Origin of the sequence: Streptomyces sp. AJS327, from assembly GCF_013450295.1 — a bacterium.
In the GTDB taxonomy this organism is placed as follows: Bacteria; Actinomycetota; Actinomycetes; order Streptomycetales; family Streptomycetaceae; genus Streptomyces.
This window is the reverse complement of sequence record NZ_SKBR01000002.1, coordinates 746788-770696: the sequence shown is the minus strand read 5'-3', so window position 1 is coordinate 770696 and position 23909 is coordinate 746788. Positions and strand designations below refer to the sequence as shown.

Here is a 23909-nt window from a genome sequence, read left to right as displayed (position 1 = left end):
CCGGGATGGCGTTCGGAGGTGTGGTGGAGTCCCTGCGCACCGTCACCGGGGAGCTGCCGGTGTCCGCCGTGGTGGGTCCGGTGCTCCCGCACGAGCATCTCGCGCTGGACCTGAGCCGGGGTGGGGATCCGGCGGCGGTGCTGCGCCCGGAGCCGCACGCGCCGCTGGTGGCGGCCGAACTGTCCGGGCTGGCCGAGGAGTTCGGGCTGGATCTGGTGGTGGAGCTGACCTGTCGTGGGATGGGCCGGTCGGTGCGGGCGCTGGAGTGGATCTCCCGAGTCTCGGGGGTCGCGGTGGTCGCGGCGACCGGCTGGTACTACGAGGCGTTCCACCCGTGGGAGGTCGCGGCGTGGGATGAGGAGGCGCTGGTGGAGACGCTGGTGCGGGAGGCGGCCGGAGGGCTGGACGGCAGCGGGGTCCGGCCGGGGGTGCTGGGGGAGATCGGCAGCCACGGGGAGCGGCCGAGTGGGGCGGAGTCCCGGGTGTTGCGGGCGGCGGCGCGGGCGGCGCGGGTGACGGGGCTGTCGGTGGTGACGCACGCGCAGTTGGGGCGGGGTGGGCTGGCTCAGCTGGAGGTGCTGACGGGGGCGGGGCTGGCGCCGCACCGGGTGTGTGTGGGGCACCAGGATCTGCTGGACGATCCGGCGACGCACCGGGAGTTGGCGGCGTCCGGCGCGTACGTGGCCTTCGACACCGTCGGCAAGGAGCGGTACCAGAGTGACGCGGTGCGGCTGCGGTTGCTGCTGGGTCTGCTGGAGGCGGGGCACGCGGGGCGGGTGCTGCTGAGTTGCGACGTGTCCCGGCACGGCTATCTGCGCGCCTCGGGGGGTGGGGGTTACGGCTGGCTCTTTCGCTCCTTCCTTCCGGCGGCGCGGCGGGCGGGGGTGGACGACGATCTGGTCGATCTGCTGGTGCGGCGTAATCCGCTGCGTTTCCTGTCGGGTGGCGCGGTGGACGGGGACTGAGCGCGGCGGGCGTGCGGCCTGGCGGACGGGCGGGGCGCGGGACGCGCCGGGATGTGCGGAGTGCGGGGCGGGAGAGCCCGGGACCTGGGAGGAGGTGGGGAGGGTGACGGGGGTGGAGGGGGTGCGGCTGCCGGAGACGTTCCCACTGCCGGTGGTGGGGCTGGAGGGCGCGGTGGAGCGGCAGTTCCGGCTGCTGGAGTGTGTGGCGCGGCGGTTCGAGGGGTGGCAGCTGTTCTCCGCCGACGTGGGGGTGGTGCCGGGGCTGGGCCGCCCCTGGAGTACGGCGCGGGTGGAGGAGGTGCTGGCGGACTTCTTCGGCGCGGAGGCGGCCGCCCTGGTGCAGGGGGCTGGTACGGGGGCGATCCGGGCGGCGCTGGGCGCGGTGCTCGGTGCGGGCGATCCGCTGCTGACGCACCGTGCGCCGGTCTACCGCAGTACGGCGGTGACGCTGCGGGGGCTGGGCGTCGCGGTGACCGAGGTCGACTTCAACGACGGGGCGGCGCTGGGCGCGGCGCTCGCCTCGGGCCGGTTCCGGTTCGCGTACGCGCAGCACACGCGGCAGCGGCTGGGGGACTCCTACGAGCTGGGGGCGGTGCTGGCGGCGTGCCGGGCGGCGGGGGTCGCGGTGCTGGTGGACGACAACTACGCGGTGCTGCGGGTGCCGTCCTGCGGTGTGGAGCTGGGCGCCGAGGCATCCTGTTTCTCGCTGTTCAAGCTGCACGGGCCGGAGGGGGTGGGCGCGGTGGTGGGGTCGCGGGAGCTGGTCGGGCGGGTGCGGGCGGACAACTACTCGGGGGGTGGGCAGGTGCAGGGGCCGCAGGCGCTGGACGCGCTGCGGGCGCTGGCGCACGTTCCGGTGCTGTGGGCCGTGCAGTCGCGTACGGGGGCGGAGGTGGCGCGGCGGCTGGCGGCGGGCGAGCTGCCGGGGGTGGCGGATGTGCGGATCGCCAACGCGCAGGACCGCTGTGTGCTGGTGCTGTTGGAGCGGCCGGTGGCGCGGGCGCTGCCGGAGGCGGCGGCGCGGTACGGCGCGGCGCCGTATCCGGTGGGGTCCAACTCCCGGTACGAGGTGGCGCCGCTGGTGTACCGGTTGTCCGGTTCCTCGCTGGAGGACGCGCCGGAGCTGGCGGACTGGGTGGTGCGGGTCAATCCGATGCGGGCGGGTCCCGATCTGGTGCTGGGGATTCTGCGCCGGGCGCTGGAGGACGTGCTGGCGGGTCCGGAGTACGGGACGGGGGGCTGAGGTGTTTCTGGACGCGGTGCTGGCCCGTAATCCGGGGCTGGTGGAGATGGCGGCGGCGCTGCACGCGCGGGGGGTGGTTCCGCCGGACACCTATGTGGTGGACCGGGACGCGGTGGCGGGGAACGCGGAGCTGCTGGCGGCCGGGGCGCGGCGGTGGGGGCTGCGGCTGTGGTGTGTGGTGAAGCAGGTGGGCCGTTGTCCGGAGCTGGTCGGGGTGATCGCGCGGCATCTGCCGCGGTTCGCGGCGATCGATGTGGCGGAGGCGCGGGCGCTGCGCGCGGTGGGTGCTCAGGCGGGGAATGTGGGGCATCTGGCGCAGTTGCCGCGGCGGGCGCTGGACGAGGTGCTGCCGTGGCGTCCGGAGGTGGTGACCGTCTTCGACGTGGAGAACGCGCGGGCGGTGTCGGCCGCGGCGCGGCGGCTGGGGTTTCGGCAGGACGTGTTGCTGCGGTTGGAGAGCGCGGCGGGGGTGGGGTTTCCGGGGCAGGAGGGTGGGGTCGCGCCGGAGTCGCTGGCGGAGGTCGCGGAGCGGGTGGAGGAGTTGCCGGGGGTGCGGATCGCGGGCGTCACGGCGTTTCCGTGTGTGCGGTGTGTGGTGGGGCCGGGGGGTGGGCCGCGGGCCACGGCGAACGTGGGGCGGCTGCTGCGGGCGCGGGCTCTGCTGGAGTCGCGGGGGCACACGGGGTTGTGGCTGAGCGCGCCGGGGGCCACCTCGGTGGCGTCGCTGGGGTTGCTGGCCGGGCTGGGCGCGACGCACGGGGAGCCGGGGCACGCGCTGACGGGGACGACGCCGTTGCACGCGGCCGATCTGGGGCAGCCGGAGCGTCCGGCCTACGTGTACGTCACGGAGGTGGCGCACACGCTGGCCGATGGGCGTCCGGCGGTGTTCGGTGGCGGTTTCTACCCGCGGTCGGGGCCGATGGAGGCGTTGCTGCCACGGTCCGGGGTGCGGCTGCCGGTGCTGCCCTGCCCGCCGGGGAACATCGACTACTACCGGCTGCTGGGGGCGCCGGGCGCGCGGGGGGCGGTGCGGGTCGGGGACACGGCGCTGCTGGCGTTCCGTACGCAGATGTTCGTGACGCGCAGCACGGTGGCGGTGGTGGCGGGGCTCTCGGTGGGGCGTCCCCGGGTGACGGGGTGGTACGACGCGCTGGGCCGGGCGCGCTGAACGGGGTGCGGGAGGCCGGGGGTTGAGCGGGTCCGGGTGCCCGGGCCGGAGGGGTCGGGCCGGTCGCGGGGCCGGGCGGCCCGGTGGTCGGTCAGGGGGTGGCGGGGGTGGTGGCCGCGACGGGTGGGATGGGCGGCCACTCCTCCGACGTGAGGGCGAAGCGTTCGTGGTCGCGCCAGGCGTCGTTGATGAACAGCATCCGGGGGGAGAAGCCCTCGTGGCGGAAGCCGAGTCGCTTCGCCAGGGCGACGGAGCGGCTGTTGTCCGGCTGTACGTTGATCTCCAGCCGGTGCAGTCCGAGGCCGTCCGGGCCGGGCTGGAAGCAGCGGTCGATGATCAGCCGCATGCCCTCGGTCATCCGGCCGGTGCCCGCGTAGGGCACGTAGCTGTCGTAGCCGAGGGAGCCGTTGCGGAACCTGGCCCGCACGATGTTGGCGACGTTGACCCGGCCGACCAGGCCGTGGTCCTCCGCGTCGAAGATCATGAAGGAGCGGAGCGCGGGGCCCTGGCGCCGGAGGAGGTCGGGGAGACCGTCGGGCTCCACCGGGTTCCACGGCCGCAGGTGCTCGGCGGAGCGCACCACGGCCTCGCTGTAGGTGCGCTCGTCCTCGGGCCGGGGAGGGCGGATGTAGACGTTCATGCCGTCATCATCCGCCCCGGGGCGTCTCCGGCTCACTTCGGGGGCAGCATGTCCCGGAACTCCTTGGGCAGTTCGAAGTCGCCCGCGTCCTGACCCGCGCCGGGCAGGCCGAACGCGCCGCTCTGGTTCCCGGTCTTGCGCTGGGCCGCCGCCTCGGCTTCCTGCTTGCGCTTCATGGGGTTGCCCGACTGCCGCTTGCCCTTGGCCTTCTTCTGCTGCTTGGCCTTCTTCTTGCCGCCGCCCGCGCCGGGCATGCCCGGCATTCCCGGCATTCCGGGGACGCCGCCGCCCTGGGCCATCTTGGACATCATCTTGCGGGCCTCGAAGAACCGCTCGACGAGGTTCTTCACGGCGCTGACGTCCACGCCGGAGCCGCGGGCGATGCGGGCGCGGCGGGAGCCGTTGATGAGGGTGGGCTCGGCCCGCTCGGCGGGCGTCATGGACTTGATGATCGCGGCCGTGCGGTCCACGTCTCGCTCGTCCAGGTTGTCGATCTGGTCCTTCATCTGGCCCATGCCGGGCATCATGCCGAGCAGTTTGGAGATGGAGCCCATCTTGCGGACCTGTTCCATCTGGGCCAGGAAGTCGTCGAGCGTGAACTCCTTGGGGCCCTTCTGGAGCTTGGCCGCCATCTTCTCGGCCTCTTGCTGGCTGAAGGTCTGTTCGGCCTTCTCGATCAGCGTGAGCATGTCGCCCATGCCGAGGATGCGGGACGCCATGCGGTCCGGGTGGAAGGCGTCGAAGTCGTCCAGCTTCTCGCCGTTGGAGGCGAACATGACCTGCTTGCCGGTGACCTGGGCGACGGACAGCGCCGCACCGCCCCGGGCGTCGCCGTCGAGCTTGGAGAGGACCACGCCGTCGAAGCCGACGCCGTCGCGGAAGGCCTCGGCGGTGGCGACGGCGTCCTGGCCGATCATCGCGTCGACGACGAAGAGGATCTCGTCCGGGCTGACCGCGTCCCGGATGTCGGCGGCCTGCCGCATCAGGTCCTCGTCGATGCCGAGGCGGCCCGCGGTGTCGACGAGGACCACGTCGTGCTGCTTGTCCCGGGCGTAGGTGATGGAGTCCTTCGCGACCCGCACGGGGTCGCCGACCCCGTTGCCGGGCTCGGGCGCGTAGACGGCGACGCCGGCGCGCTCGGCGACCACCGAGAGCTGGTTGACCGCGTTGGGCCGCTGTAGGTCGCAGGCGACGAGCAGCGGGGTGTGCCCCTGCTGCTGTAGCCAGCGGCCGAGCTTGCCCGCGAGGGTGGTCTTACCCGCGCCCTGGAGACCGGCGAGCATGATGACGGTCGGCGGATGCTTGGCGAAGCGGAGGCGCCGGGTCTCGCCACCGAGGATGTTGATCAGTTCCTCGTTGACGATCTTGATGACCTGCTGGGCGGGGTTGAGGGCCTGCGAGACCTCGGCTCCCAGTGCCCGCTCCTTGACCTGCTTGATGAAGGCCCGGACGACGGGGAGCGCGACGTCCGCCTCCAGCAGGGCGACCCGGATGTCCCGTGCCGTGCTGTCGATGTCCGCCTCGGTCAGGCGGCCTCGGCTCCGGAGATTCTTGAACGTACTCGCCAAGCGGTCGGAAAGAGTATCGAACACGGCGCTCGTCGGTCCTCAGAGTCGGGGGAAGCGGTCAACCGTCCCCAGGGTATCTGGCCGGGGCGCGGAACGGTCCCGCCCGCTTCCCCCGGCTCCCGGGGCCCCGGCCGAGGGCGCGCCCCGCTACCGCGCGCGCTCCGCCGGCACCGGCGACGGGACGGGGGCGGCGGCCGACGGCGGCGGTGACGCGGCCGGGGTTCCGCCGGGGGCGCCGGCGAAGGTGCCGAGGTCGTAGGCGGACTCCGCGTGGTAGGCCCGGTCGACGCCGCTGACCTCCTCGCTCTCGGTGGCGCGGAAGCCCATCGTGGCCTGGACGAGCCGGGCCAGCAGCCAGGAGGCCACGAAGGAGAAGGCCAGCACGGCGAGGGCGCCGAGCGCCTGCTTCCCGAACTGCTCCACACCGGCCACGCCTCCGGTGGCCAGGAAGCCGACCATGAGCGTGCCGATGAGCCCACCCACCAGGTGGACCCCGACCACGTCGAGGGAGTCGTCGTATCCCAGCCGGAACTTGAGACCGGCGGCCCAGGAGCAGACGGCTCCGGAGACGACACCGATGGCGAGCGCGCCCAGCGCGTTGACGTGGGCGCCGGACGGGGTGATCGCCACCAGCCCGGCGACGGCGCCGGAGGCCGCGCCGACGGTGGTGAACGCGCCGTGCCGGACCCGTTCGCGGGCCAGCCAGCCGAGGACGGCGGCGCCGGTGGCGAGCTGGGTGTTGAGCGCCATCGTCGCGGAGCCGCCGTTGGCGGCCAGTTCCGAACCAGCGTTGAAGCCGAACCAGCCGAACCAGAGCAGCGCGGCACCCAGCATGACCAGCGGCAGGCTGTGGGGCCGCATCGGGTCCCGGGTGAGGCCGATCCGCTTGCCGACCACCAGCACCGCGGCCAGCGCGCCCGCCCCCGCGTTGATGTGCACCGCGGTGCCTCCCGCGAAGTCGATGACCTCCATCTCGTAGAGCCAGCCGCCCTCGGCCCACACCCAGTGCGCGACGGGGAAGTAGACGACGGTGAGCCACAGCGCGATGAACACCGCCCAGGCGCCGAACCGGACCCGGTCGGCGAGCGCCCCGCTCATCAGGGCCGGGGTGATGACGGCGAACATCATCTGGAACACGGCGAAGGCGAGGACGGGGATACCGCCCTCCTCGGTCAGCGTCTCCCCGGTGACGCCCCGGAGGCCGACGAGGTCCAGGTTGCCGATGACGCCGCCGATGTCCGGGCCGAACGCCAGCGAGTAGCCGTACAGCACCCAGAGGACGCTCGCGACGCCGAGCGAGATGAAGCACATCATCAGCATGTTGAGCGCGCTCTTGACCCGGACCATGCCGCCGTAGAAGAAGGCGAGGCCGGGGGTCATCAGCATGACCAGGAACGCGCAGATCAGTACGAATGCGGTGTCCGCGCTGTTCAACGGGGGTCTCCTCGGGGTGCGGCCGCCGGGGGCGGGTTCGGGAGCGGGGTCGCCCGACAGGCTGCCGAACCCGCGTTTCCCCGGGCCTCGCACGACATTTCCCCGCGGTGACGAGGACACCCGGGGCGTTACGGCCGCGTGACGGCCCGGCGGGGCCAGCGAGCGGTGGGCGGCGAAAGCCGGGAGCGACCGGGCAGAGGAGGAGAGAAGGAGGGAAGGGGGACAGGGGGAGATGGAACGGGAGAAGGGGAAACGAGGCGGGGTGGGCGGGCGGAAGGGTCAGCAGGCGAGCACGGGTTCACCCGAGGGCAGCACCGCCGAGACCCGTTCGCTGAGCTGGACCACCTCGGCCAGGTCGCCGTAGTCCCGCACGGCCGAGGCGGCCGTCTTCCGCAGCCGGTTGTTAACCCGCTCCGACCGCAGCCGCCGCGCCAGCTCGGTGGCCTCCGCCGCGCAGGAGACGCAGTGCTCGGGCTCGGCCTGCAACAGGTGCACGCTGGCCATCCCGATCAGGTTCAGCGCGTACGACCTGCGGTGACCGCCGTGCTCCGTCTCCCGCGACTCCCGTCGGAACAGCTCCACGGCCCGCTCCATCGCGGGCCGGGCCAGCGAGGCGTAGGTGGGGCTGCGCCCGGAGGCGTACCCCAGGTCGCGGTACGAGTGGGCGATCTCGGCGCAGAGTTCGGCCTCCGAGAAGAACCGGATCCAGTCCGGGTCGCCGTCCGTCGGCGTGGCCTCCTCGAAGGTCTCCTCCGCCATCCGCACGGCCCGCTTGCACTTCCCCGGCTGGCCCAGGTTCGCGCAAGCGCGGGCCTCCATCGCGTACAGCATCGACTGGACGCGGGGGGTGGCGCCCTCCCGGCCGCCGTACTGGGCGAGGTGGATCAGCTCCAGCGCGTCCTCCGCGCGGCCGAGGTGGATCATCTGGCGGGCCATGTCGCTCAGCACGTACGAGCCGAGGGGCCGGTCCCCCGCCTCCTTCGCCGCGTGCAGCGCGAGGACGAAGTACTTCTGCGCGGTGGGCTGGAGCCCGACGTCGTAGCTCATCCAGCCGGCCAGTTCGGCCAGTTCGGCGGTGACGGTGAACAGGCGGCGGGTCATCTCGGCCGGGTGGGATTCCTGGAGCAGCTCCGTGACCTCGTGCAGCTGGCCGACGACCGCCTTACGGCGCAGCCCGCCGCCGCACTGCGCGTCCCACTCGCGGAACATCACGGTGGTCTGCTCCAGCAGTTCCAGCTCGGGCGGCGAGAGGCGCACGCCGCGCCGGGCGCCGCCCGCGCCCCCGCCCGGCGTCGGCACGGAGGCGGGCACCCCACCGGGGACCGGTGGCGCGACCTGGCCGGGGGGGCTCGGCACCAGCCACCGCTGCATCGGCTCGACGAGCTGCGGTCCGGCCGACATCGCCAGCGAGGTGCCGAGGAATCCGCGTCTGCCGAGCATCAGATCGCCGCGGGTGAACTCGCTGATCATGGCGATGGTCTGCGGCGCGGCCCAGGGCAGGTCGACGCCGGAGGCGGCGGGCGACTGCCGGGGAGGCCGCAGGCCGAGGTCCTCGGCGGCCACGACGCAGCCGAAGCGTTCGGAGAACAGCTCGGAGAGGATGCGCGGGATCGGCTCCCTGGGCTGCTCCCCCACCAGCCAGCGGCGGACCCGCGAGGTGTCGGTGGAGATGTGGTGGGCGCCGAGCTGGCGGGCTCTTCGGTTGACCTGCCGGGCGAGTTCCCCCTTGGACCAGCCGCTCCGCACGAACCAGGAACTGAGTCGCTCGTTCGGGCACTTACCGGACTGGGCCTGCCCACCCTCGGTCACTGACGACGCCCCCATCCGGCCTCTTCGCAAGCCAAGCCGTCCGGCACCGCCACGCCCCGGGCGGGGGCGAGTTCCGCCGTGCCTCCGGCATACCCACATACAGCCGAGTCCCGCTCCCGTATGTGCACCGAAAGTAATCCTACGGTCACGGCGACGGGAGGGCGAAATCGTAAACGCCACCATTCGCCACCCCTCCTCGTGAGCGACCCCCCGTCGCGTCGCGCTTGACTGGTACCCCGGGTGGGGGGCCGTGCGCGCACGGTGCCGGGCTCACGGACCGCCCGCCCTCGTCACTGCGGGAACGGACGTTCCGTTGGAGGGAGCATGGGCTTCACGATCGGCGGCCTCGGCGGTCCGCGGGAGGTTCGTGACCTGCGCCCCGGCGCGCGCCGCCGGAATCTGGCCTCCGTCCACACGGCGGTCGCCGAGTACGCGGGGCTGTGGGGCTGGGCCGTCGTTCCGGGGACCCGGGCGGTGCGCGGCGCGGGCGGGCGCACCGACTGCTCCTGCGGGGTCGCGGAGTGCGCCGCCCCGGGGGCGCACCCACTGGACCCGGAGCTGGAGGTACCTCCCGGCGCCACCTGGGACGAGGCGGTGCGCGTCTGGCGGCGGGCGCCGGGCGCCGCGATGCTCCTCCCCCTCGGCCGCGCCTTCGACGTCCTGGAGGTCGCCGAACGGGCCGGGCGCCGCGCGCTGGACCGGCTGGAGCGGATGGGGCTGCCGCTCGGCCCGGTGGCCGTCACCCCGCACGGGCGGGCGTGGTTCCTCGTCCGCCCCGGTGCCGCGGCCGAACTGCCCGGTCTGCTCTACCGCATGGGGTGGGACGACGCGGAGCTGGACCTCACGGTCCGGGGCGCGGGTGAGTACGTCACCGCTCCCCCGTCGGACCTCGGCGGCCTCGGCCCGGTGCGCTGGCTGCGGGCGCCCGCTCTGGAGACGGCGGGCCGGACGCCACACGCGCGGCAGGTGCTGGGCACCCTCGCCTACGTCTGTCACCGCTGCGCCCCCGGGCGGCGGCACCCCCGCGGCGGCCACGGCTAGCGCGTCGCCTCCACGGCCGGTCGCCCCCGGGCCGGTCCGCCCCGCGCCCCGCCGCCCGGTACCGTCCGCTCCACGCGAGCGGGCCGGGCCGGTGCGGCAACGAGGGGCGCGGGGGCGCGTCGCGGATCGCTCCGTCAGTCTCCGTCGATCAGCGCGTCGACGAAGGCGGCGGGCTCGAAGGGCGCCAGGTCGTCCGGCCCCTCGCCCAGCCCGACCAGCTTGACCGGCACGCCGAGTTCCCGCTGCACCGCGACGACGATGCCGCCCTTGGCGGTGCCGTCCAGCTTGGTCAGGACGATGCCGGTGATGTCGACGACCTCGGCGAAGACCCGGGCCTGGACCAGGCCGTTCTGCCCGGTGGTGGCGTCGAGCACCAGCAGCACCTCGTCCACCGGGCCCTGCTTCTCCACGACCCGCTTGACCTTCCCGAGCTCGTCCATCAGCCCGGTCTTGGTGTGCAGCCGTCCCGCGGTGTCGATGAGCACCACGTCGGCTCCCGCCTCGGTGCCCTCCTTGACGGCGTCGAAGGCGACGGACGCGGGGTCCCCGCCCTCGGGTCCGCGGACGGTCCGGGCCCCGACCCGGCGGCCCCAGGTCTCCAGCTGGTCGGCGGCGGCGGCGCGGAAGGTGTCGGCGGCGCCCAGCACCACCGACCGGCCGTCGGCCACCAGGACCCGGCCGAGCTTCCCGGTCGTGGTGGTCTTGCCGGTGCCGTTGACCCCGACGACGAGCACCACTCCGGGGCGGTCGACGGCGCCCTGGGTCTCGGTGCGCACGGCGCGGTCCAGCTCCGGGCCGACCAGTTCCAGCAGCTCCTCGCGGAGCAGGGCCCGCAGTTCCTCGGGGGAGCGGGTGCCGAGCACCTTCACCCTCTCCCGGAGGCGTTCCACCAGCTCCTGGGTGGGGGCGACCCCGACGTCCGCGGTGAGGAGGGTGTCCTCGACCTCCTCCCAGGTGTCCTCGTCGAGGCGGTCCCGGGACAGGAGCGTCAGCAGGCCCTTGCCCAGCGAGTTCTGCGAGCGGGAGAGCCGCTCGCGAAGGCGCACGAGCCGCCCGGCGGTCGGCTCCGGGGTCTCGATCTCGGGCTCGGCCGGGGTCTCGGGGGCCTCGGCGGCCGGTGCCTCCGGCTCGGGTAGCTCGGCCTCCTCGACGGTGGCCCCGGGTTTCTCGGGGGCTCCCTCCGCCTCTTCCCCGACATGGGGTTCGGCGGGAGGCGCGGTGGTGCCGGTGGCTTCGGGCTTCGGCTGTTCGCGGGCCTTCTTCTTCCGCCCGCTGACGACGAGGCCGCTGATCGCGGCGATCGCGATCAGGGCGATGACTACGACAAGGATGACGATTTCCATAGCCCGTCCAGTATCCGCCACCCACCGGGCGGGAGGGGGCTGCCCCGGCTCTCCGCGCCGGGCGGCAGGTCACGGCCATCCCGGCGGGCGGCTGGACTCGGGCGCGACGGGGAGCGCGCCCCGGCGCTGCCCCGGCACCTGACCGGGGCAGCGTCTCGGTACGGAGTGGGCGGCGGGGTGTGAGCCCATCTCCTCCCCCGGTTCCCCCGCGCGCGGCCCCGCCGTTGGCGGGAGCCGGTCCGCGTGGGGAGCGGGGCCGTCTGGCGGACGGACGTGCCGGGGGCTTCCTTCCGGGGCGCGCGGATCCGGCGGATCCGGAATCGCCGGTGGACGATCTCCGCGCGGCCCGGCGGGCGAAACCCTGCCGTGTGGTCCATCGATTGATGTACGCCACCATCTGAAGGTGAACGCGACACCCAGGAGCCTATGAGTTCAGGTGTCAAAGTCAATACGCCGAACTGGCAGGCGTGCGCCATGAGATGACGCTCGGGAGTTTCAGTACCTGAACGTGATGCGATCTGCCGCCTCCCCCTCCCCACCCGCCCCGCACACCCCCGCGACCAGCCGGGGACGCCCGGCGTGATCGCCTGACGCGGGCCGGGTGGCCAGGGCGGTGACCGGCGGGCGACCGCGGTGGGCGCGGGTCACCGTGGGACGCGCGGGCTCAGCCCAGCCGCTGGCTGATGACCTTGGAGACGCCGTCGCCCTGCATGGAGACGCCGTAGAGGGCGTCCGCGACCTCCATGGTCCGCTTCTGGTGGGTGATCACGATGAGCTGGGAGCTGTCCTTGAGCTCCTTCATGATCCGGATCAGCCGCTGGAGGTTGGTGTCGTCCAGCGCCGCCTCCACCTCGTCCATGACGTAGAACGGGCTGGGGCGCGCCTTGAAGATGGAGACCAGCAGCGCGACGGCGGTGAGTGAGCGCTCGCCGCCGGACAGCAGCGACAGCCGCTTGACCTTCTTCCCCGGTGGCCTGGCCTCCACGTCCACCCCGGTGGTCAGCATGTTCTCCGGGTCGGTGAGCACCAGACGGCCCTCCCCGCCGGGGAAGAGCCGGGAGAAGACGCCCTCGAACTGCCGGGCGGTGTCGTGGTACGCCTCGGTGAAGACCTGCTCGACCCGCTCGTCGACCTCCTTCACCACCTGGAGCAGGTCGGCGCGGGTCTTCTTGAGGTCCTCCAGCTGCTCGCTGAGGAACTGGTGCCGCTCCTCCAGCGCCGCGAACTCCTCCAGCGCCAGCGGGTTGATCTTCCCGAGCTTCTGGTAGGCGCGCTCGGCCGCCCGGAGCCGCTTCTCCTGCTCCGCCCGGACGAACGGCACCGGTTCGGCGGGCTCCTCCGCCCGCCCGTCGCCGGGCGTCTCCCCGGCGGCCTCCTCGCCCTCCGCCGGCGACGGCGGCGGCACCGGCTGGTCCGGCCCGTAGTCGCGGACGAGCCCGGCGGGCTCCACCCCCAGCTCCTCCAGCGCCCGGGCCTCCAACTGCTCGATCCGCAACCGCTTCTCGGCGCCCAGCACCTCGCCCTTGTGGACCGAGTCGGTGAGCTTGTCAAGCTCCTCCTTGAGTTCCCGGCCCTGCTTGCGCTCCTCGGTCAGCGCCTGTTCCCGCTCGGCCTTGGCACGCCCCGCCGCCTCGCGCTCCTCGGCGGCGCGCACCAGGGAGACCTCGACGTGTGCGAGGAGCTGCCGGGCACCCGCGGCCACCGCCCCGGCGACCTCGGCCTCCCGGCGCATCCGGGCCCGGCGCCGCTCGGCCCGCTCGCGCGCCTCGCGCTCGGCCCGCGCCGCCCGGTCCAGCGAATCCGCCCGCCCGGCCAGGGACTTGACCCGCTCCTCGTGGGTGCGCACCTGGAGGCGCGCCTCCATCTCGGTCTGCCGCGCGTTGGCTCCGTCGGCCGCCAGCCGGTCCCGTTCGGAGGTGTCCGGGTCCTCGGCGTCCTCCTCGTGCGCCTCCTCCGCGACCAGCAGGCGTTCCGCGAGTTCCTCCGCCTCTCGACGGGCCTGGTCGAGCGCCTCCTCTGCCTTGGCCACGGCGGCTTCGGCCCGCTCCGCCTCGCCGGTGGCGCCGCGCGCCTGCCCGCCGAGCCGGCCGAGCTGGCCCGCCGTGCGGGACTTCTCCTTCTCGGCCGCGCTCCGGCGCGCGCCCAGCTCGTCCACGAGCGCGGCGCAGTCGGCGCGGTGCGCGGTGGCCGCCTCCAGGGCCCCGCCCAGCTCCTTGCGCCGGACCTCCAGCTCCGCGAGTTCCGCGACCGCCTCGTCCACCGCGGCCTGGACCTCCAGCAGGCTGGGTGCCCCCGCCGCGCCTCCCTGCGCGAGGTGGACACCGAGCAGGTCGCCCTCGCTGGTGACGGCGGTGAGCTCCGGCCGCTGGAGGACTAGCCGTTCGGCCTCCTCCAGCGTGTCGACGACGACCACGCCGCGCAGCAGGGCGGCCAGCGCGGGCCGCAGGCCCTCGGGGGCGCTGACCAGCGTCTCGGCCCAGCGCGGCCCCTCGTCCGCGGCGTCCTGACGGAGGGGGGCGGGTTGCGGTGCCCCGGGCGGCGGGCCCTGCCCGGCGAGCAGGACCGCCGCGCGGCCCGCGTCCCGCTCCCGGAGCAGCCGCAGCGCCTCCGCCGCCGTGGCCGGTCCGTCCACCGCGACGGCGTCGGCGGCGGCGCCCAGCGCGGCGGCGAGGGGCACCTCGAAGCCCGGGGTGACCGTGAGGAGTTCGGCGGCCGGGCCGAGCAGCCCGCTCAGCGCGTCCCCCGCGCTCAGCAGGGCGCCGGTGCCGTCCTTCCGGCGCAGGCCCAGCGCGAGCGCGTCCCGCCGGGCCGAGGTGGCGGCGGTCTCCCGTTCGACGGTGGCGACCGCCTCGCGGGCGGCGGTGAGCCGTTGCTCGGCCTCCTCGGCGGCGTGGCGGGCCGCCTCGTGGCGGTGGGACAGTTCCTCGTCGCCCGCCTCCAGGCCCTCGGCCTCGGCGCGCAGTTCCTCGTACTCGCGCTGGGCGGCCTCCGCGCGCTCCCGCGCCCCGTCCCGTGCCGAGCTGAGCCGGTCGATCTCCGCCTGGGCGGAGGCGACCCGGCCGCGCGCGGCGCCGGACTGGCCGCGCAGCCGCTCCAGTCCCTCGCGGCGGTCGGCGAGGGCGCGGGCGGCGTCGCGCAGGCGCCGCTCCTCCTCCGCCAGCCGCCGTTCCAGCTCGGTGCGGTGCGCGACGGTGTCGTCGAGCGCGCCGGACGCGGCCTCCAGGGCGGCCTCCAGCTCCGCCTCCTGTTCCCGCACCCGGGCCGCCTCGCTCTCCAGCTCCTCTGGCTCCCGTCCGCGCCGTTCCTCCGGGGGCGCGGACACGGCGTGCTGGTGCCGCTGATCGGCGAGGCCGACGGTGCCGCGCACCCGCTCGGCGAGCTGCGACAGCTCCTGCCAGGTGCGCTGGGCGCGGTCCAATCGGGGGGCCAGTGTGCGCACCCGCTGTTCGAGTTCGGCCTCGCGGCGCAGGGCGCTCTTCAGCTCCGCCTCCGCCGCGCTCTTGCGTTCCTTCAGCGCGGCCTCGTCGGCGACCTCGTGGCTGAGGGCCCGGCGGAGGGTCACCAGGTCGTCCGCGAGGAGGCGCAGCCGCGCGTCCCGCAGTTCGGCCTGGATCACCTGCGCCTTGCGCGCGGCGGCGGCCTGCCGTCCGAGGGGTTTGAGCTGGCGGCGCAGCTCGTCGGTGAGGTCCTGGACGCGGGAGAGGTTGGCCTGCATCGCGTCCAGCTTGCGCAATGCCTTCTCCTTGCGCTTGCGGTGCTTGAGGACTCCGGCGGCCTCCTCGATGAAGGCGCGGCGGCCGGTCGGATCGGCGTGCAGGACGCCGTCGAGCTGGCCCTGCCCGACGATCACGTGCATCTCGCGGCCGATGCCGGAGTCGGAGAGGAGTTCCTGGATGTCGAGGAGGCGGCAGGTGTCGCCGTTGAGCTGGTACTCGCTGCCGCCGTTGCGGAACATGATCCGCGTGATGGTGACCTCGGAGTAGTCGATGGGGAGGGCGCCGTCCGAGTTGTCGATCGTCAGGGAGACCTCGGCGCGGCCCAGCGGGGGGCGGCCGGTCGTCCCGGCGAAGATGACGTCCTCCATCTTGCCGCCGCGCAGGGACTTGGCGCCCTGCTCGCCCATCACCCAGGACAGGCCGTCGACCACGTTGGACTTGCCCGAGCCGTTGGGGCCCACGACACAGGTGATGCCGGGCTCGAAGCGCAGTGTGGTGGCGGAGGCGAAGGACTTGAAGCCCCGCATCGAAAGGCTCTTGAGGTGCACGCGTGTGGACTCTACTGAGGTCGGCCGGGCGGTGTCGCGCCGACGGCGCGGTCATCGCCCGGGCATTGGGTTTTCGCGGGGTCCGGCGGGTTTCACCGGGAAGTGAGCAGGGCACATCAGTCGGTAACGAAGCGACTGGGGGCGCACGGGCGTGGCGTATCGGGGTGGTGCGCGACCGTGCCGAAACGACGAAGGGACGCCGAAGCGTCCCTTACACGTTTCTGTACGGCTGACGGTGCTCTGACCGGCCCGGGTGCGGGTCAGGTCAGCGCGGGCTCCGCCGAGGGTACGTCGATGCCGTCGAGCACCGAGTCGTGATGCCGTGCGGCGGCGGCCAGAGCGTCGTTCTCGGCCTGAATCCGGACCAGCTCGGATTCGAGGTCCTGGACACGCTGCTGAAGCCGTCGCATCTCGGCGAGGACTCGGGGGTCGGAGCCGCCGACGTAACCGAGAAGCGCCTTTGCCATGATGGATGGTCCTCCACACTGAGTGACCGACCGAAGCGGTGGTGGGTCGTGAGGGATTCGCACCCGCAGTGTCTGCTCTGGACTTTTAGCTCGTTCTCAGGATCAAACAGCTCAGGTGCGCGGGGCTTCAAGAGTCTCACCAAAAGGATTGACGGTCAACACGATCACACCCCGCGCCCCGGGCCTGCCCTGTCTCGACGGCGATGGACGCCGGAGCTGACTGCCCGCCGGGGGTACGCAAGATCGTTCTCTGGTTTGCCCGAGGCTGCCTTGTGGCCGCAGCCTTCCACGGCGGAGCGGGATTGGCAACAGTTGTGGATCACCGGATCGCGAACCCGTCATAGCCTCCCCGTGGCTCGTCCCAGATCTCGGTGACGCCCTCCACGCTTCCCGGTGTGTCGCCGGCGCGGAGCCACTCCAGCAGCTCCGCGCACCGGTCCCCGGCGCCCTCGGCCACCACCTGCACCCGCCCGTCGGACAGGTTGCTGACGAAGCCGGAGAGTCCGCCGATCCGGAGCGCGCTGGCGCGGGTGAACCAGCGGAAACCAACTCCCTGCACCTGACCGCGCACCCAGGCCGTCATCCGGACGCCTTCGTCCCGCTTGGGGTCACATGTGGCTGACATGGCGGGAACGGTATCCGGACATTTCTTCGGCAACCACAACCACCCCTCGCGTCATGCCGTACAGTCCGCGTGAACTCGTCTCACACATACGTGTGGAACTGGTGACCGCCTAGCCACATCGAGCCAAGTGAGGTCAGCAGAGATGGGACGCCATCGACGCGCCACCCCAGCTCCGGCCCCCGCGGCCCCCGCGGGCGCCCCGCACACCGCTCGCCCCGAGGTCGGTGGCCGGCACCGCGCCGGTCAGCGGCGGCGGGAGACGGTCCCCGTACGCACCGGTCTGCTGAGCGCCTCCGCGGCGATGGCCATGGGGGCCGTCGCCGTCGCCTCCGGCCTGGTCCCGGGCGTGGGCGGGCAGTTCGGCAGCGCGCCGGGCAGCGGCCGTGTGCAGGCGGACGGCATGGGCGACCCCGAGACGGGCGGCGGTCTGCCCGATCCCTCCCCCACCGCCGACCGGGAGCTGCCGGATGACGGCGAGCGGGGTGAGCGGGCCAGCGAGCGCCCTGGCACCCCCTCGGCGGAACCCTCCCGCACTGAGGGGCGGCCCTCGGCGAAGCCGGAGCCGTCCCGGAACGACGGAGAGAAGCCGGAGACCTCCCGCCCCTCGGAGGAGGCCGGATCCGGCACGGGCTCGGGCCCCGGGAAGGACACCGGGCGTCAGCCGAGCCCGAAGCCCGAGGAGTCCACCGCGCCCGAGCGGAGTGGCGAGAGCGCCGCCGAGGCCGAGGTCCTCCGGCTGGTCAACGACGAGCGGGCCAAGGCGGGTTGCCCCCGGGTGACGGCCGACCCCGAACTCGCGGAGCTCGCCGGGGACTTCAGCCAGGACATGGCGCGCCGGGGCTTCTTCTCCCACACCACCCCGGACGGCAAGAGCCCCTGGGACCGCGCCGAGGAGAGCGGGATAACCGGCCTCGGTGGCGAGAACATAGCCCGCGGCCAGGCCAACGCCCGGTCCGTGATGGACTCCTGGATGAACAGCCCGGGCCACCGGGCCAACATCCTCAACTGCGACTACCGCACCCTCGGGGTCGGCACGCACTTCGCCGAGGGCGGCCCCTGGTGGACGCAGGACTTCGGCTTCTAGCCCGCGGCCCCGCGAGCGGGGCCCGGGCCACGCGGCCCGGGTCCGCCGCTGAGCCGTCGCACCCACCGGAGCATGCCCCCGGACGCGCGTGTCCTCCGGGGTGCCCTCCCATCGGGCTCGCGGCCTTCCCCCCTTCTGGCTCCTCCGGCTCCCGGGGCGGGCGGACTCCGTCCGGCCGCGCACGCCCACCCGGCGCCCCGGCTGAGCCGGGGGTCACCGAACGCGCGGAGGAGGCGGGTCCTCGGTTCCCGGGGACGCTGGTATCGCCCGAAGCGGGGAGGCCCAGCCGGAAAAGACCGGGGCGGCTCAGTTCGGCCGGGACGGGCCGGAGCGCCTGCCCGGCTGGGGCGGGCGCGGCGGTACGGGCTGGCGGACGGCCGTGCCCCTGGGTCGCGCTCCGGCGGGCCGGGCGGGGGCACCGCCGCGCGCGGCGGCGGGAACGCCGGGCGGGACGCCCTGCCGGGCGCGAGTCCGCGTCACCGGCCGTGGGGTGCGCTGGCAGCGCGGGCAGAAATAGCTGGAGCGGTTCATCCACGAGCTGCGGCGCAGCGGGGTGCCGCAGCGGCGGCAGGGCTCGTCCTCCCGGCCGTAGGCGTCGAGGGAGCGGCCGAAGTAACCGGACTCGCCGTTGACGTTGACGTAGAGGCTGTCGAAGCTCGTGCCGCCGACGGCGAGGGCCGCGTTCATCACGTCCCGGGTGTGGGCGAGCAGTTCCCTGGTCAGGGTGCGGGTGAGGGTCGCCGTGGGCCGGTCGTAGTGCAGCCGGGCGCGCCACAGCGCCTCGTCCGCGTAGATGTTGCCGACGCCGCTGATGACGGACTGGTCGAGCAGCGCCCGCTTGATGGTGGTGCGGCGGCGGCGCAGCGCGGTGTGGAAGGCGGCCTCGTCGAAGTCCGGGTCCAGCGGGTCGCGGGCGATGTGCGCGATGACGTCCGGGAGGCCCTCCTCGGTTCCCTGGTGCAGGGAGAGTCCGCCGAAGGTGCGCTGGTCGACGAAGCGCAGTTCGCCGTTGTCCGGGTCGGTGAAGGTGATGCGGACGCGCAGGTGCTTCTCGTCGGGCGCGTCGGTGGGCTGGATGAGGAGCTGCCCGCTCATGCCGAGGTGGGCGAGGACGGAGTCGCCCGGTGGTCCGTCGTCCCCGGCCTCGCCCGGGGGCGCGGCCCCGGGCGGGGGACCGAGTGGCAGCCAGAGGTACTTTCCGCGGCGGCGGGCCGGTCCGATCCGGCTTCCCCGGAGCCGTGCGACGAAGTCGTGGGGACCGGCGGTGTGACGGCGCGTGGCGCGGGGGTGGAGCACTTCGACGCTCGCGACGGTTCGGCCGCTGGCCCAGCGTTCCAGGCCGCGACGTACCACTTCGACTTCGGGCAGCTCGGGCACGGGGGTCTCCTCCGGTGGGGGTCGCCGACAGGGGGGCGCCGGCCCCGGCGGCCCGGCGCTCTTGGCTGAGTATGGCCCCTCACCGGCGATGACGGGGTGGTCGAGGTCTCAACGGGGCCGGTCCTCTTCCCTATCGGGGCTGGTACGGAACCGGTGCGCGCTCTGTGTGGTGGACGCACGGGGCGGATGTGACGCCCGGGGCGGTGGGTGACCCGTGGGGCATACGGGCCGGGTGGGGTTGCTGAGGCGCGAGGTGCCCGGCGCCCCCGGGCGCGGGCCGGGTGGGCGGGGGGGGAATCGCCGGACGGGCTCCGCGGGGCGGCGTGGCGTGCGCGGACGGGGAGGCGGGCGGCGGCAGCGCCCCGGGGTGGGCGGTCGGATCCGCCGCCTGGGCGTGGACACGCGGACGCCCCCGCGGCGGTCGACCGACGGGGGCGAGGGGGCGCGTCAGCCGGGGGTGGGGGCGTCGTCCGTCCGGGGCTGCTGTGCCCCGGCGCGGTCACCGCCGTCCGCCGTCTCGGCGTTCTCGTTCCGCTGGGCGGAGATGGCCCGCCAGGCGGTCTCCGCCGCCTGCTGCTCCGCTTCCTTCTTGCTGCGTCCCGTGCCGGTGCCGTACGCGACACCACCGACGCGGGCAGCAGCCGTGAAGACCTTCTCGTGGTCGGGTCCGGTCTCGGTGACCACGTACTCCGGGACGCCGAGGCCCTCGGCCGCGGTGAGTTCCTGGAGGCTGGTCTTCCAGTCGAGTCCGGCGCCGAGGTTGGAGGACCGCTCGATCAGCGGGTCGAACAACCGGTGCACGAGTTCACCCGCGGCCTTCAGCCCCTGGTCCAGGTAGACCGCGCCGATGACGGCTTCCAGGGTGTCCGCGAGGATGGACGCCTTGTCGCGGCCGCCGGTGCCTTCCTCTCCGCGTCCGAGGCGGATGAAGGTACCGAGTTCGAGGCCGCGTGCCACTCCGGCGAGCGCGCGGGAGTTGACCACGGCGGCGCGCAGCTTGGCGAGCTGTCCCTCCGGGAGATCGGGGTGCGCGCGGTAGAGGGTGTCGGTGACGACGAGCCCGAGGACGGAGTCGCCGAGGAATTCGAGGCGCTCGTTGGTGGGGAGCCCACCGTTCTCGTACGCGTACGAGCGGTGTGTCAGCGCACGCACCAGAAGGGCGGGCTCAAGTGTGTACCCGAGCCGCCCTTCCAGGAGCGTGAGGGACGAGGCCGCATCCACCAGGTCCGCCGATGTGCCCCCGCCGTCGGGCTGGGGCTCTCCGGGCGTGCCGGCGTCTGTCATATAGCCCGTCACCCGCCGATCAGACCTCTAGGACCTGACGCTTGTTGTAGGTGCCGCAGCTGGGGCACGCGATGTGCTGCTGACGGGGTTCCCGGCAGCGCTCGCACGTGATCAGCTGCGGGACCGCAGCCTTCCACTGCGACCGGCGGTGGCGCGTGTTGCTGCGCGACATCTTCCGCTTCGGAACGGCCACGGCTACTTCTCCTGTGATCCGTCCCCGCCGGGGCGGGGATCGTTGTCCTGCTCGCCGTCCCTCATGGAACTGGCGAGTCCCTGTAGCGCCGCCCACCGGATGTCGACGGCGTTGTCGTGCTCGTGTTCCGGGTCGTCCGCCAGCCGCGCCCCACAGACGGAGCACAGGCCGGGGCAGTCCTCCCGGCACACCGGCTGAAGGGGCAGTGAGAGCACCACCGCGTCCCGCAGCACGGGTTCGAGGTCGAAGAGATCGTCCTCAAGGAAGAGCGTGTCCTCCTCCTCGTCCGGCTCGCCGGGCTCCGCCGTCTTGCGGAGCCGCTCACCCGACTCGGGGTAGGAGAACATCTCCTGGAAGTCCGCCTCGCACTGCTGCTCAAGCGGCTCCAGACACCTTACGCACTCACCGGTGAGCGGCGCACGGGCGGTCCCCGTAACGAGGACGCCCTCCATCACCGACTCCATACGGAGATCCAGTTCCACCGAGGCGCCCTCGGCTACCCCGATGAACTCCACACCGAGGTCGGCGGGGGCTTCCACCGTGCGGCTCAGCCGCTTCATCGAACCAGGGCGCCGCTCCAGTTCGCGCGTGTCGAACACGAGCGGAGCGCGGTGGTCGAGGGGGGCGTTCAGGGTTTCCTGCTTTCTACGCGGTGGTTCCATGGTGCTGAGGTGCCGGTCGCCGTACCGCCGTCGCACGCGAGCACACGGGGTGCCCGGGTGGAACGGCCACACGGGGTGCCCGAACGGTACGGCTGGGTGACCGGCGGGCCGGTCCCGTTGGATGCCTCTCGGACGAGCCGCCCACGTGGACGCACAAGCGACCGATGAGACAGGGTACTGGACTCCCTGGCCAATGGCCCAATCCACCGGTTCCGCCCACCGTCCGGGACGCTCCGCTCCGCGCCCGCCGGGGCGGTCGCCCGCGGCCCGGCGCGGCGTGGCGCGGTGGTCAGCGGTTCCGCTCGCGGTCCTCGTACTCCCGCACCTGGCTGATGTCGATCATGCTGGTGTCGAAGAAGCTGGTCTCGTCCAGCTGCGCGGACGGTGGCTGTGGGGGCTGCTGCGGGGGGTACGGCGCGGAGCCGTACTGCGGCTCGTATCCGGTGGGCGCGTAGGGCGCGGGGTCGTACGTCCCGTAGCCGCCGGGGTCGTAGCCGGGCTGGGCGGGCTGTTCGGGCTGAGCCGTGGGCGGCGGCGGGGGCTGCGCCGCGACGAGCGGCTGGGCGCTCTGCGCGTAGTACGGGTCGTACGCCTCGCCCTGCGGGTAGTACGCGTTCTGCCCGCCGTATCCGTACGGGTCGGGCTGGGCCTGGTAGGCGGGCTCGGCGGCGGGGGCCGCCTGGTACGGGTCGGCCGCGGGGGCGACGCCCGCCATGGCCTGCCGCGGGGCGGGCTCGGCGGCGGGCTGCCCGTCGGAGAGGACGGCACCCGCGGTGGCCAGTCCCGCGTAGTAGTCCGCGTCGCTGGTGTGTGGGAGGCCCGGCGCGGCGCCGTCCTGCTGGGCCATGTGGTCGGCCAGTTCGTCGGAGGGCTGGTGGCCGAGGAGTTTCTGGCGGCCGCGGCCCACCGCCTCCAGGGTCTTGGTGAGCACCGCGGAGACCGATCCGAGCCGGGCGTCGACGTAGGCGTCGGCGCGCTGGCGCAGCTCCTGGGGGTCGGCGGTGCGCTCGGGGGCCTCGGCCGCGTACTGGTCGTTCCACTCCTCCGCTCCGGGGCCGCTGCCCAGCAGCTTCTCCCGGCCGCGGTCGACCGAGCCGATGGTCTTGCTCAGCACGACCTCGAAGTTGGCGAGTTTGCTGTCGACGTAGTCGTCGGCCTCGGAGCGGATCTGTGACGCCTCCTGGTGGGCCTCGGCCAGGATGCGGTCCGCCTCCTCCCGGGCGACCCGGGCGACCTCGGTGCCGGACACCAGCGCGCCGCGCTCGGCGCGCGCGGACTCGATGATGCGGTCGGCCTCGCGCTGCGCCTCGGCGACCACCTGCTCGCGTCCGCCCAGCACCTGCTGGGCCTGGGCGAGGGATCCGGGCAGCGCCTCGCGCACCTCATCGAGCTGGGCGAGCAGCTCCGCGCGGTTCACCACGCACGAGGCCGACATGGGCATCGAGCGGGCGCTGCCGACCGCCGCGACGATCTCGTCGAGTTTCTGCTGTACGTCCACGGAGGTGACTGTACGGCCCCGGGCCGCGCGCCCGACAGCGGATCCGGAAGCCGGTGCGGGTGAGGGTGCCGCCGGGTGGTGGGGCGAGGGGTGAGTCCCCGCCGCGCGGCGGGTGTTCAGGGGTGCTGGAGCCGGTCCCGGAGCGCGCTGAGCACGACCGGGGGAACCAGGTGCGACACGTCCCCTCCCCAGGTGGCGACCTCCTTGACCAGGCTGGAGGAGAGGAAGCTGTAGGTGGGGTTGGTCGGGACGAACAGCGTCTCGACGCCGGAGAGGCCGTTGTTCATCTGGGCCATCTGGAGTTCGTAGTCGAAGTCGCTGACGGCGCGCAGTCCCTTGACGATGGCGGGGATGTCCCGCTCCTTGCAGAAGTCGACGAGCAGGCCGTGGTACGCCTCCACCTCGACGTTCCCGAAGCTGGCGGTGGTCTGGCGGATGAGGTCTATCCGCTGCTCCACCGGGAAGAGCCCCTGCTTCGACTTGTTGATCATCACGGAGACGTGCACCACGTCGTACAGCTTGGACGCGCGCTGGATGATGTCCAGGTGGCCGTTGGTGATCGGGTCGTAGGACCCGGGGCAGACTACGCGGCGCACGGGCGTCTCCTCGCTCTCCGAAGTCGTCATGAGGCGGTCGTCGCCTCGGGTGGGGCGGCGCGACCGTACCAAAGCGTGCCTTCCCCGTAGCGGCGGGACCTGACGGCCACGAACCCCTCCGGCCAGTGGAATTCACCACCGCGGGTGCCGCGCTCCACAGTGACCAGCGCGGTCTCCTCGATCCAGTGCCGAGCGAGGAGTGTGAGCAGGATCTCGCGGAGATCATCGTCGGCGAGGGCGTAGGGCGGGTCGAGGAAGACGACGTCGTAGGGGGCGACGGGGTCCTCCTCCGTCACCACCCGGGCCGCCCTGCCGTGCCGGACCTCGGCGCCCGGCAGCCGCACGGCACGGACGTTCTCCCGGATGGTGCGGACGGCGCGCGCGTCCGCCTCGACGAGCAGGACGTGGGCGGCGCCACGGGATAGCGCCTCCAGACCGACGGCGCCCGATCCGCCGAACAGGTCCAGCACCCGCTTTCCCCGTACGCCGCCCGCGAGTTGGGCCTCCCAGCTGGAGAAGAGGCCCTCCCTGGCGCGGTCCGAGGTGGGGCGGGTGCCGCTGCCCGGCGGCACCGCGAGGCGGCGGCCCCCGGCGGCACCGGCGATCACACGGGTCATGTCCTGGCGTCCTTCGCGTCGGGCGGGTGCG

At 73.7% G+C, this 23909-nt stretch carries 20 protein-coding genes; 5 read left to right on the top strand and 15 right to left on the bottom strand.

The window, feature by feature from the left end:
- Positions 1-5: 5 nt before the first annotated feature.
- The 3 genes from E0L36_RS13070 (at position 6) to E0L36_RS13060 (ending at position 3376) form a co-directional block, all read left to right on the top strand.
- On the top strand, positions 6-965 hold the full coding sequence (locus tag E0L36_RS13070; RefSeq protein ID WP_180929192.1) for a phosphotriesterase: 960 nt from the start codon (positions 6-8) through the stop codon (positions 963-965).
- 112 nt (positions 966-1077) lie between these two features.
- Positions 1078-2208, top strand: coding sequence for an aminotransferase class V-fold PLP-dependent enzyme (locus E0L36_RS13065; RefSeq protein WP_180929976.1), 1131 nt, complete (start codon positions 1078-1080; stop codon positions 2206-2208).
- Between the two features lies 1 nt (position 2209).
- Positions 2210-3376, top strand: coding sequence for an alanine racemase (locus E0L36_RS13060; RefSeq protein ID WP_180929191.1), 1167 nt, complete (start codon positions 2210-2212; stop codon positions 3374-3376).
- Positions 3377-3467: 91 nt separating this feature from the next.
- Here E0L36_RS13060 and E0L36_RS13055 read toward each other — a convergent pair whose 3' ends face one another.
- The 4 genes from E0L36_RS13055 to E0L36_RS13040 form a co-directional block, all read right to left on the bottom strand.
- Positions 3468-4016 carry a GNAT family N-acetyltransferase gene (locus E0L36_RS13055; protein ID WP_180929190.1) on the bottom strand — a complete coding sequence of 183 codons (549 nt, stop codon included), beginning with the start codon at positions 4014-4016 and terminating at the stop codon, positions 3468-3470.
- A 32-nt stretch (positions 4017-4048) separates the two neighbouring features.
- Positions 4049-5608, bottom strand: coding sequence for a signal recognition particle protein (gene ffh / locus E0L36_RS13050; protein WP_180929189.1), 1560 nt, complete (start codon positions 5606-5608; stop codon positions 4049-4051).
- 123 nt (positions 5609-5731) lie between these two features.
- Positions 5732-6964 (bottom strand): ammonium transporter, encoded by a 1233-nt coding sequence (locus tag E0L36_RS13045; RefSeq protein WP_374705544.1) that lies wholly within the window; start codon positions 6962-6964, stop codon positions 5732-5734.
- A gap of 333 nt (positions 6965-7297) precedes the next feature.
- On the bottom strand, positions 7298-8842 hold the full coding sequence (locus tag E0L36_RS13040) for a hypothetical protein (protein ID WP_180929187.1): 1545 nt from the start codon (positions 8840-8842) through the stop codon (positions 7298-7300).
- Positions 8843-9151: 309 nt separating this feature from the next.
- On the opposite strand from E0L36_RS13040, the gene E0L36_RS13035 reads away from it, so the two are divergent.
- Positions 9152-9868: a bifunctional DNA primase/polymerase gene (locus E0L36_RS13035; RefSeq protein WP_180929186.1), complete on the top strand. Its 717-nt coding sequence runs from the start codon at positions 9152-9154 to the stop codon at positions 9866-9868.
- Between the two features lie 134 nt (positions 9869-10002).
- Here the strand turns inward: E0L36_RS13035 and ftsY are convergent, their stop codons facing one another.
- The 4 genes from ftsY to E0L36_RS13015 form a co-directional block, all read right to left on the bottom strand.
- Positions 10003-11211 carry a signal recognition particle-docking protein FtsY gene (ftsY, locus tag E0L36_RS13030; RefSeq protein WP_180929185.1) on the bottom strand — a complete coding sequence of 403 codons (1209 nt, stop codon included), beginning with the start codon at positions 11209-11211 and terminating at the stop codon, positions 10003-10005.
- A 664-nt stretch (positions 11212-11875) separates the two neighbouring features.
- Positions 11876-15475: a chromosome segregation protein SMC gene (gene smc / locus E0L36_RS13025; protein ID WP_180929184.1), complete on the bottom strand. Its 3600-nt coding sequence runs from the start codon at positions 15473-15475 to the stop codon at positions 11876-11878.
- A 260-nt stretch (positions 15476-15735) separates the two neighbouring features.
- Positions 15736-15942 carry a hypothetical protein gene (locus tag E0L36_RS13020; protein WP_180929183.1) on the bottom strand — a complete coding sequence of 69 codons (207 nt, stop codon included), beginning with the start codon at positions 15940-15942 and terminating at the stop codon, positions 15736-15738.
- Between the two features lie 319 nt (positions 15943-16261).
- The gene (locus E0L36_RS13015; RefSeq protein ID WP_180929182.1) at positions 16262-16567 is read right to left on the bottom strand and encodes an acylphosphatase; all 306 of its coding nucleotides are present in this window, start codon (positions 16565-16567) and stop codon (positions 16262-16264) included.
- Positions 16568-16709: 142 nt separating this feature from the next.
- Here E0L36_RS13015 and E0L36_RS13010 point away from each other — a divergent pair, with 142 nt between their 5' ends.
- The gene (locus tag E0L36_RS13010) at positions 16710-17651 is read left to right on the top strand and encodes a CAP domain-containing protein (RefSeq protein WP_180929181.1); all 942 of its coding nucleotides are present in this window, start codon (positions 16710-16712) and stop codon (positions 17649-17651) included.
- Between the two features lie 306 nt (positions 17652-17957).
- Here the strand turns inward: E0L36_RS13010 and mutM are convergent, their stop codons facing one another.
- The 7 genes from mutM to rsmD form a co-directional block, all read right to left on the bottom strand.
- Entirely contained in the window at positions 17958-19028 is a 1071-nt protein-coding gene (mutM, locus tag E0L36_RS13005) for a bifunctional DNA-formamidopyrimidine glycosylase/DNA-(apurinic or apyrimidinic site) lyase (RefSeq protein ID WP_180929180.1), read from the bottom strand.
- A 447-nt stretch (positions 19029-19475) separates the two neighbouring features.
- Positions 19476-20312 (bottom strand): ribonuclease III, encoded by an 837-nt coding sequence (gene rnc, locus E0L36_RS13000; RefSeq protein ID WP_180929179.1) that lies wholly within the window; start codon positions 20310-20312, stop codon positions 19476-19478.
- Positions 20313-20331: 19 nt separating this feature from the next.
- Complete coding sequence (gene rpmF / locus E0L36_RS12995; protein WP_180929178.1) at positions 20332-20505, bottom strand: 50S ribosomal protein L32; 174 nt, start codon at positions 20503-20505, stop codon at positions 20332-20334.
- A 2-nt stretch (positions 20506-20507) separates the two neighbouring features.
- Positions 20508-21167 (bottom strand): DUF177 domain-containing protein, encoded by a 660-nt coding sequence (locus E0L36_RS12990; protein ID WP_258016155.1) that lies wholly within the window; start codon positions 21165-21167, stop codon positions 20508-20510.
- A 289-nt stretch (positions 21168-21456) separates the two neighbouring features.
- On the bottom strand, positions 21457-22665 hold the full coding sequence (locus E0L36_RS12985; RefSeq protein ID WP_180929177.1) for a cell division initiation protein: 1209 nt from the start codon (positions 22663-22665) through the stop codon (positions 21457-21459).
- 116 nt (positions 22666-22781) lie between these two features.
- Positions 22782-23261: a pantetheine-phosphate adenylyltransferase gene (gene coaD / locus E0L36_RS12980; protein WP_308416802.1), complete on the bottom strand. Its 480-nt coding sequence runs from the start codon at positions 23259-23261 to the stop codon at positions 22782-22784.
- A gap of 26 nt (positions 23262-23287) precedes the next feature.
- Positions 23288-23878 carry a 16S rRNA (guanine(966)-N(2))-methyltransferase RsmD gene (gene rsmD / locus E0L36_RS12975; protein ID WP_180929175.1) on the bottom strand — a complete coding sequence of 197 codons (591 nt, stop codon included), beginning with the start codon at positions 23876-23878 and terminating at the stop codon, positions 23288-23290.
- Positions 23879-23909 lie beyond the last annotated feature (31 nt).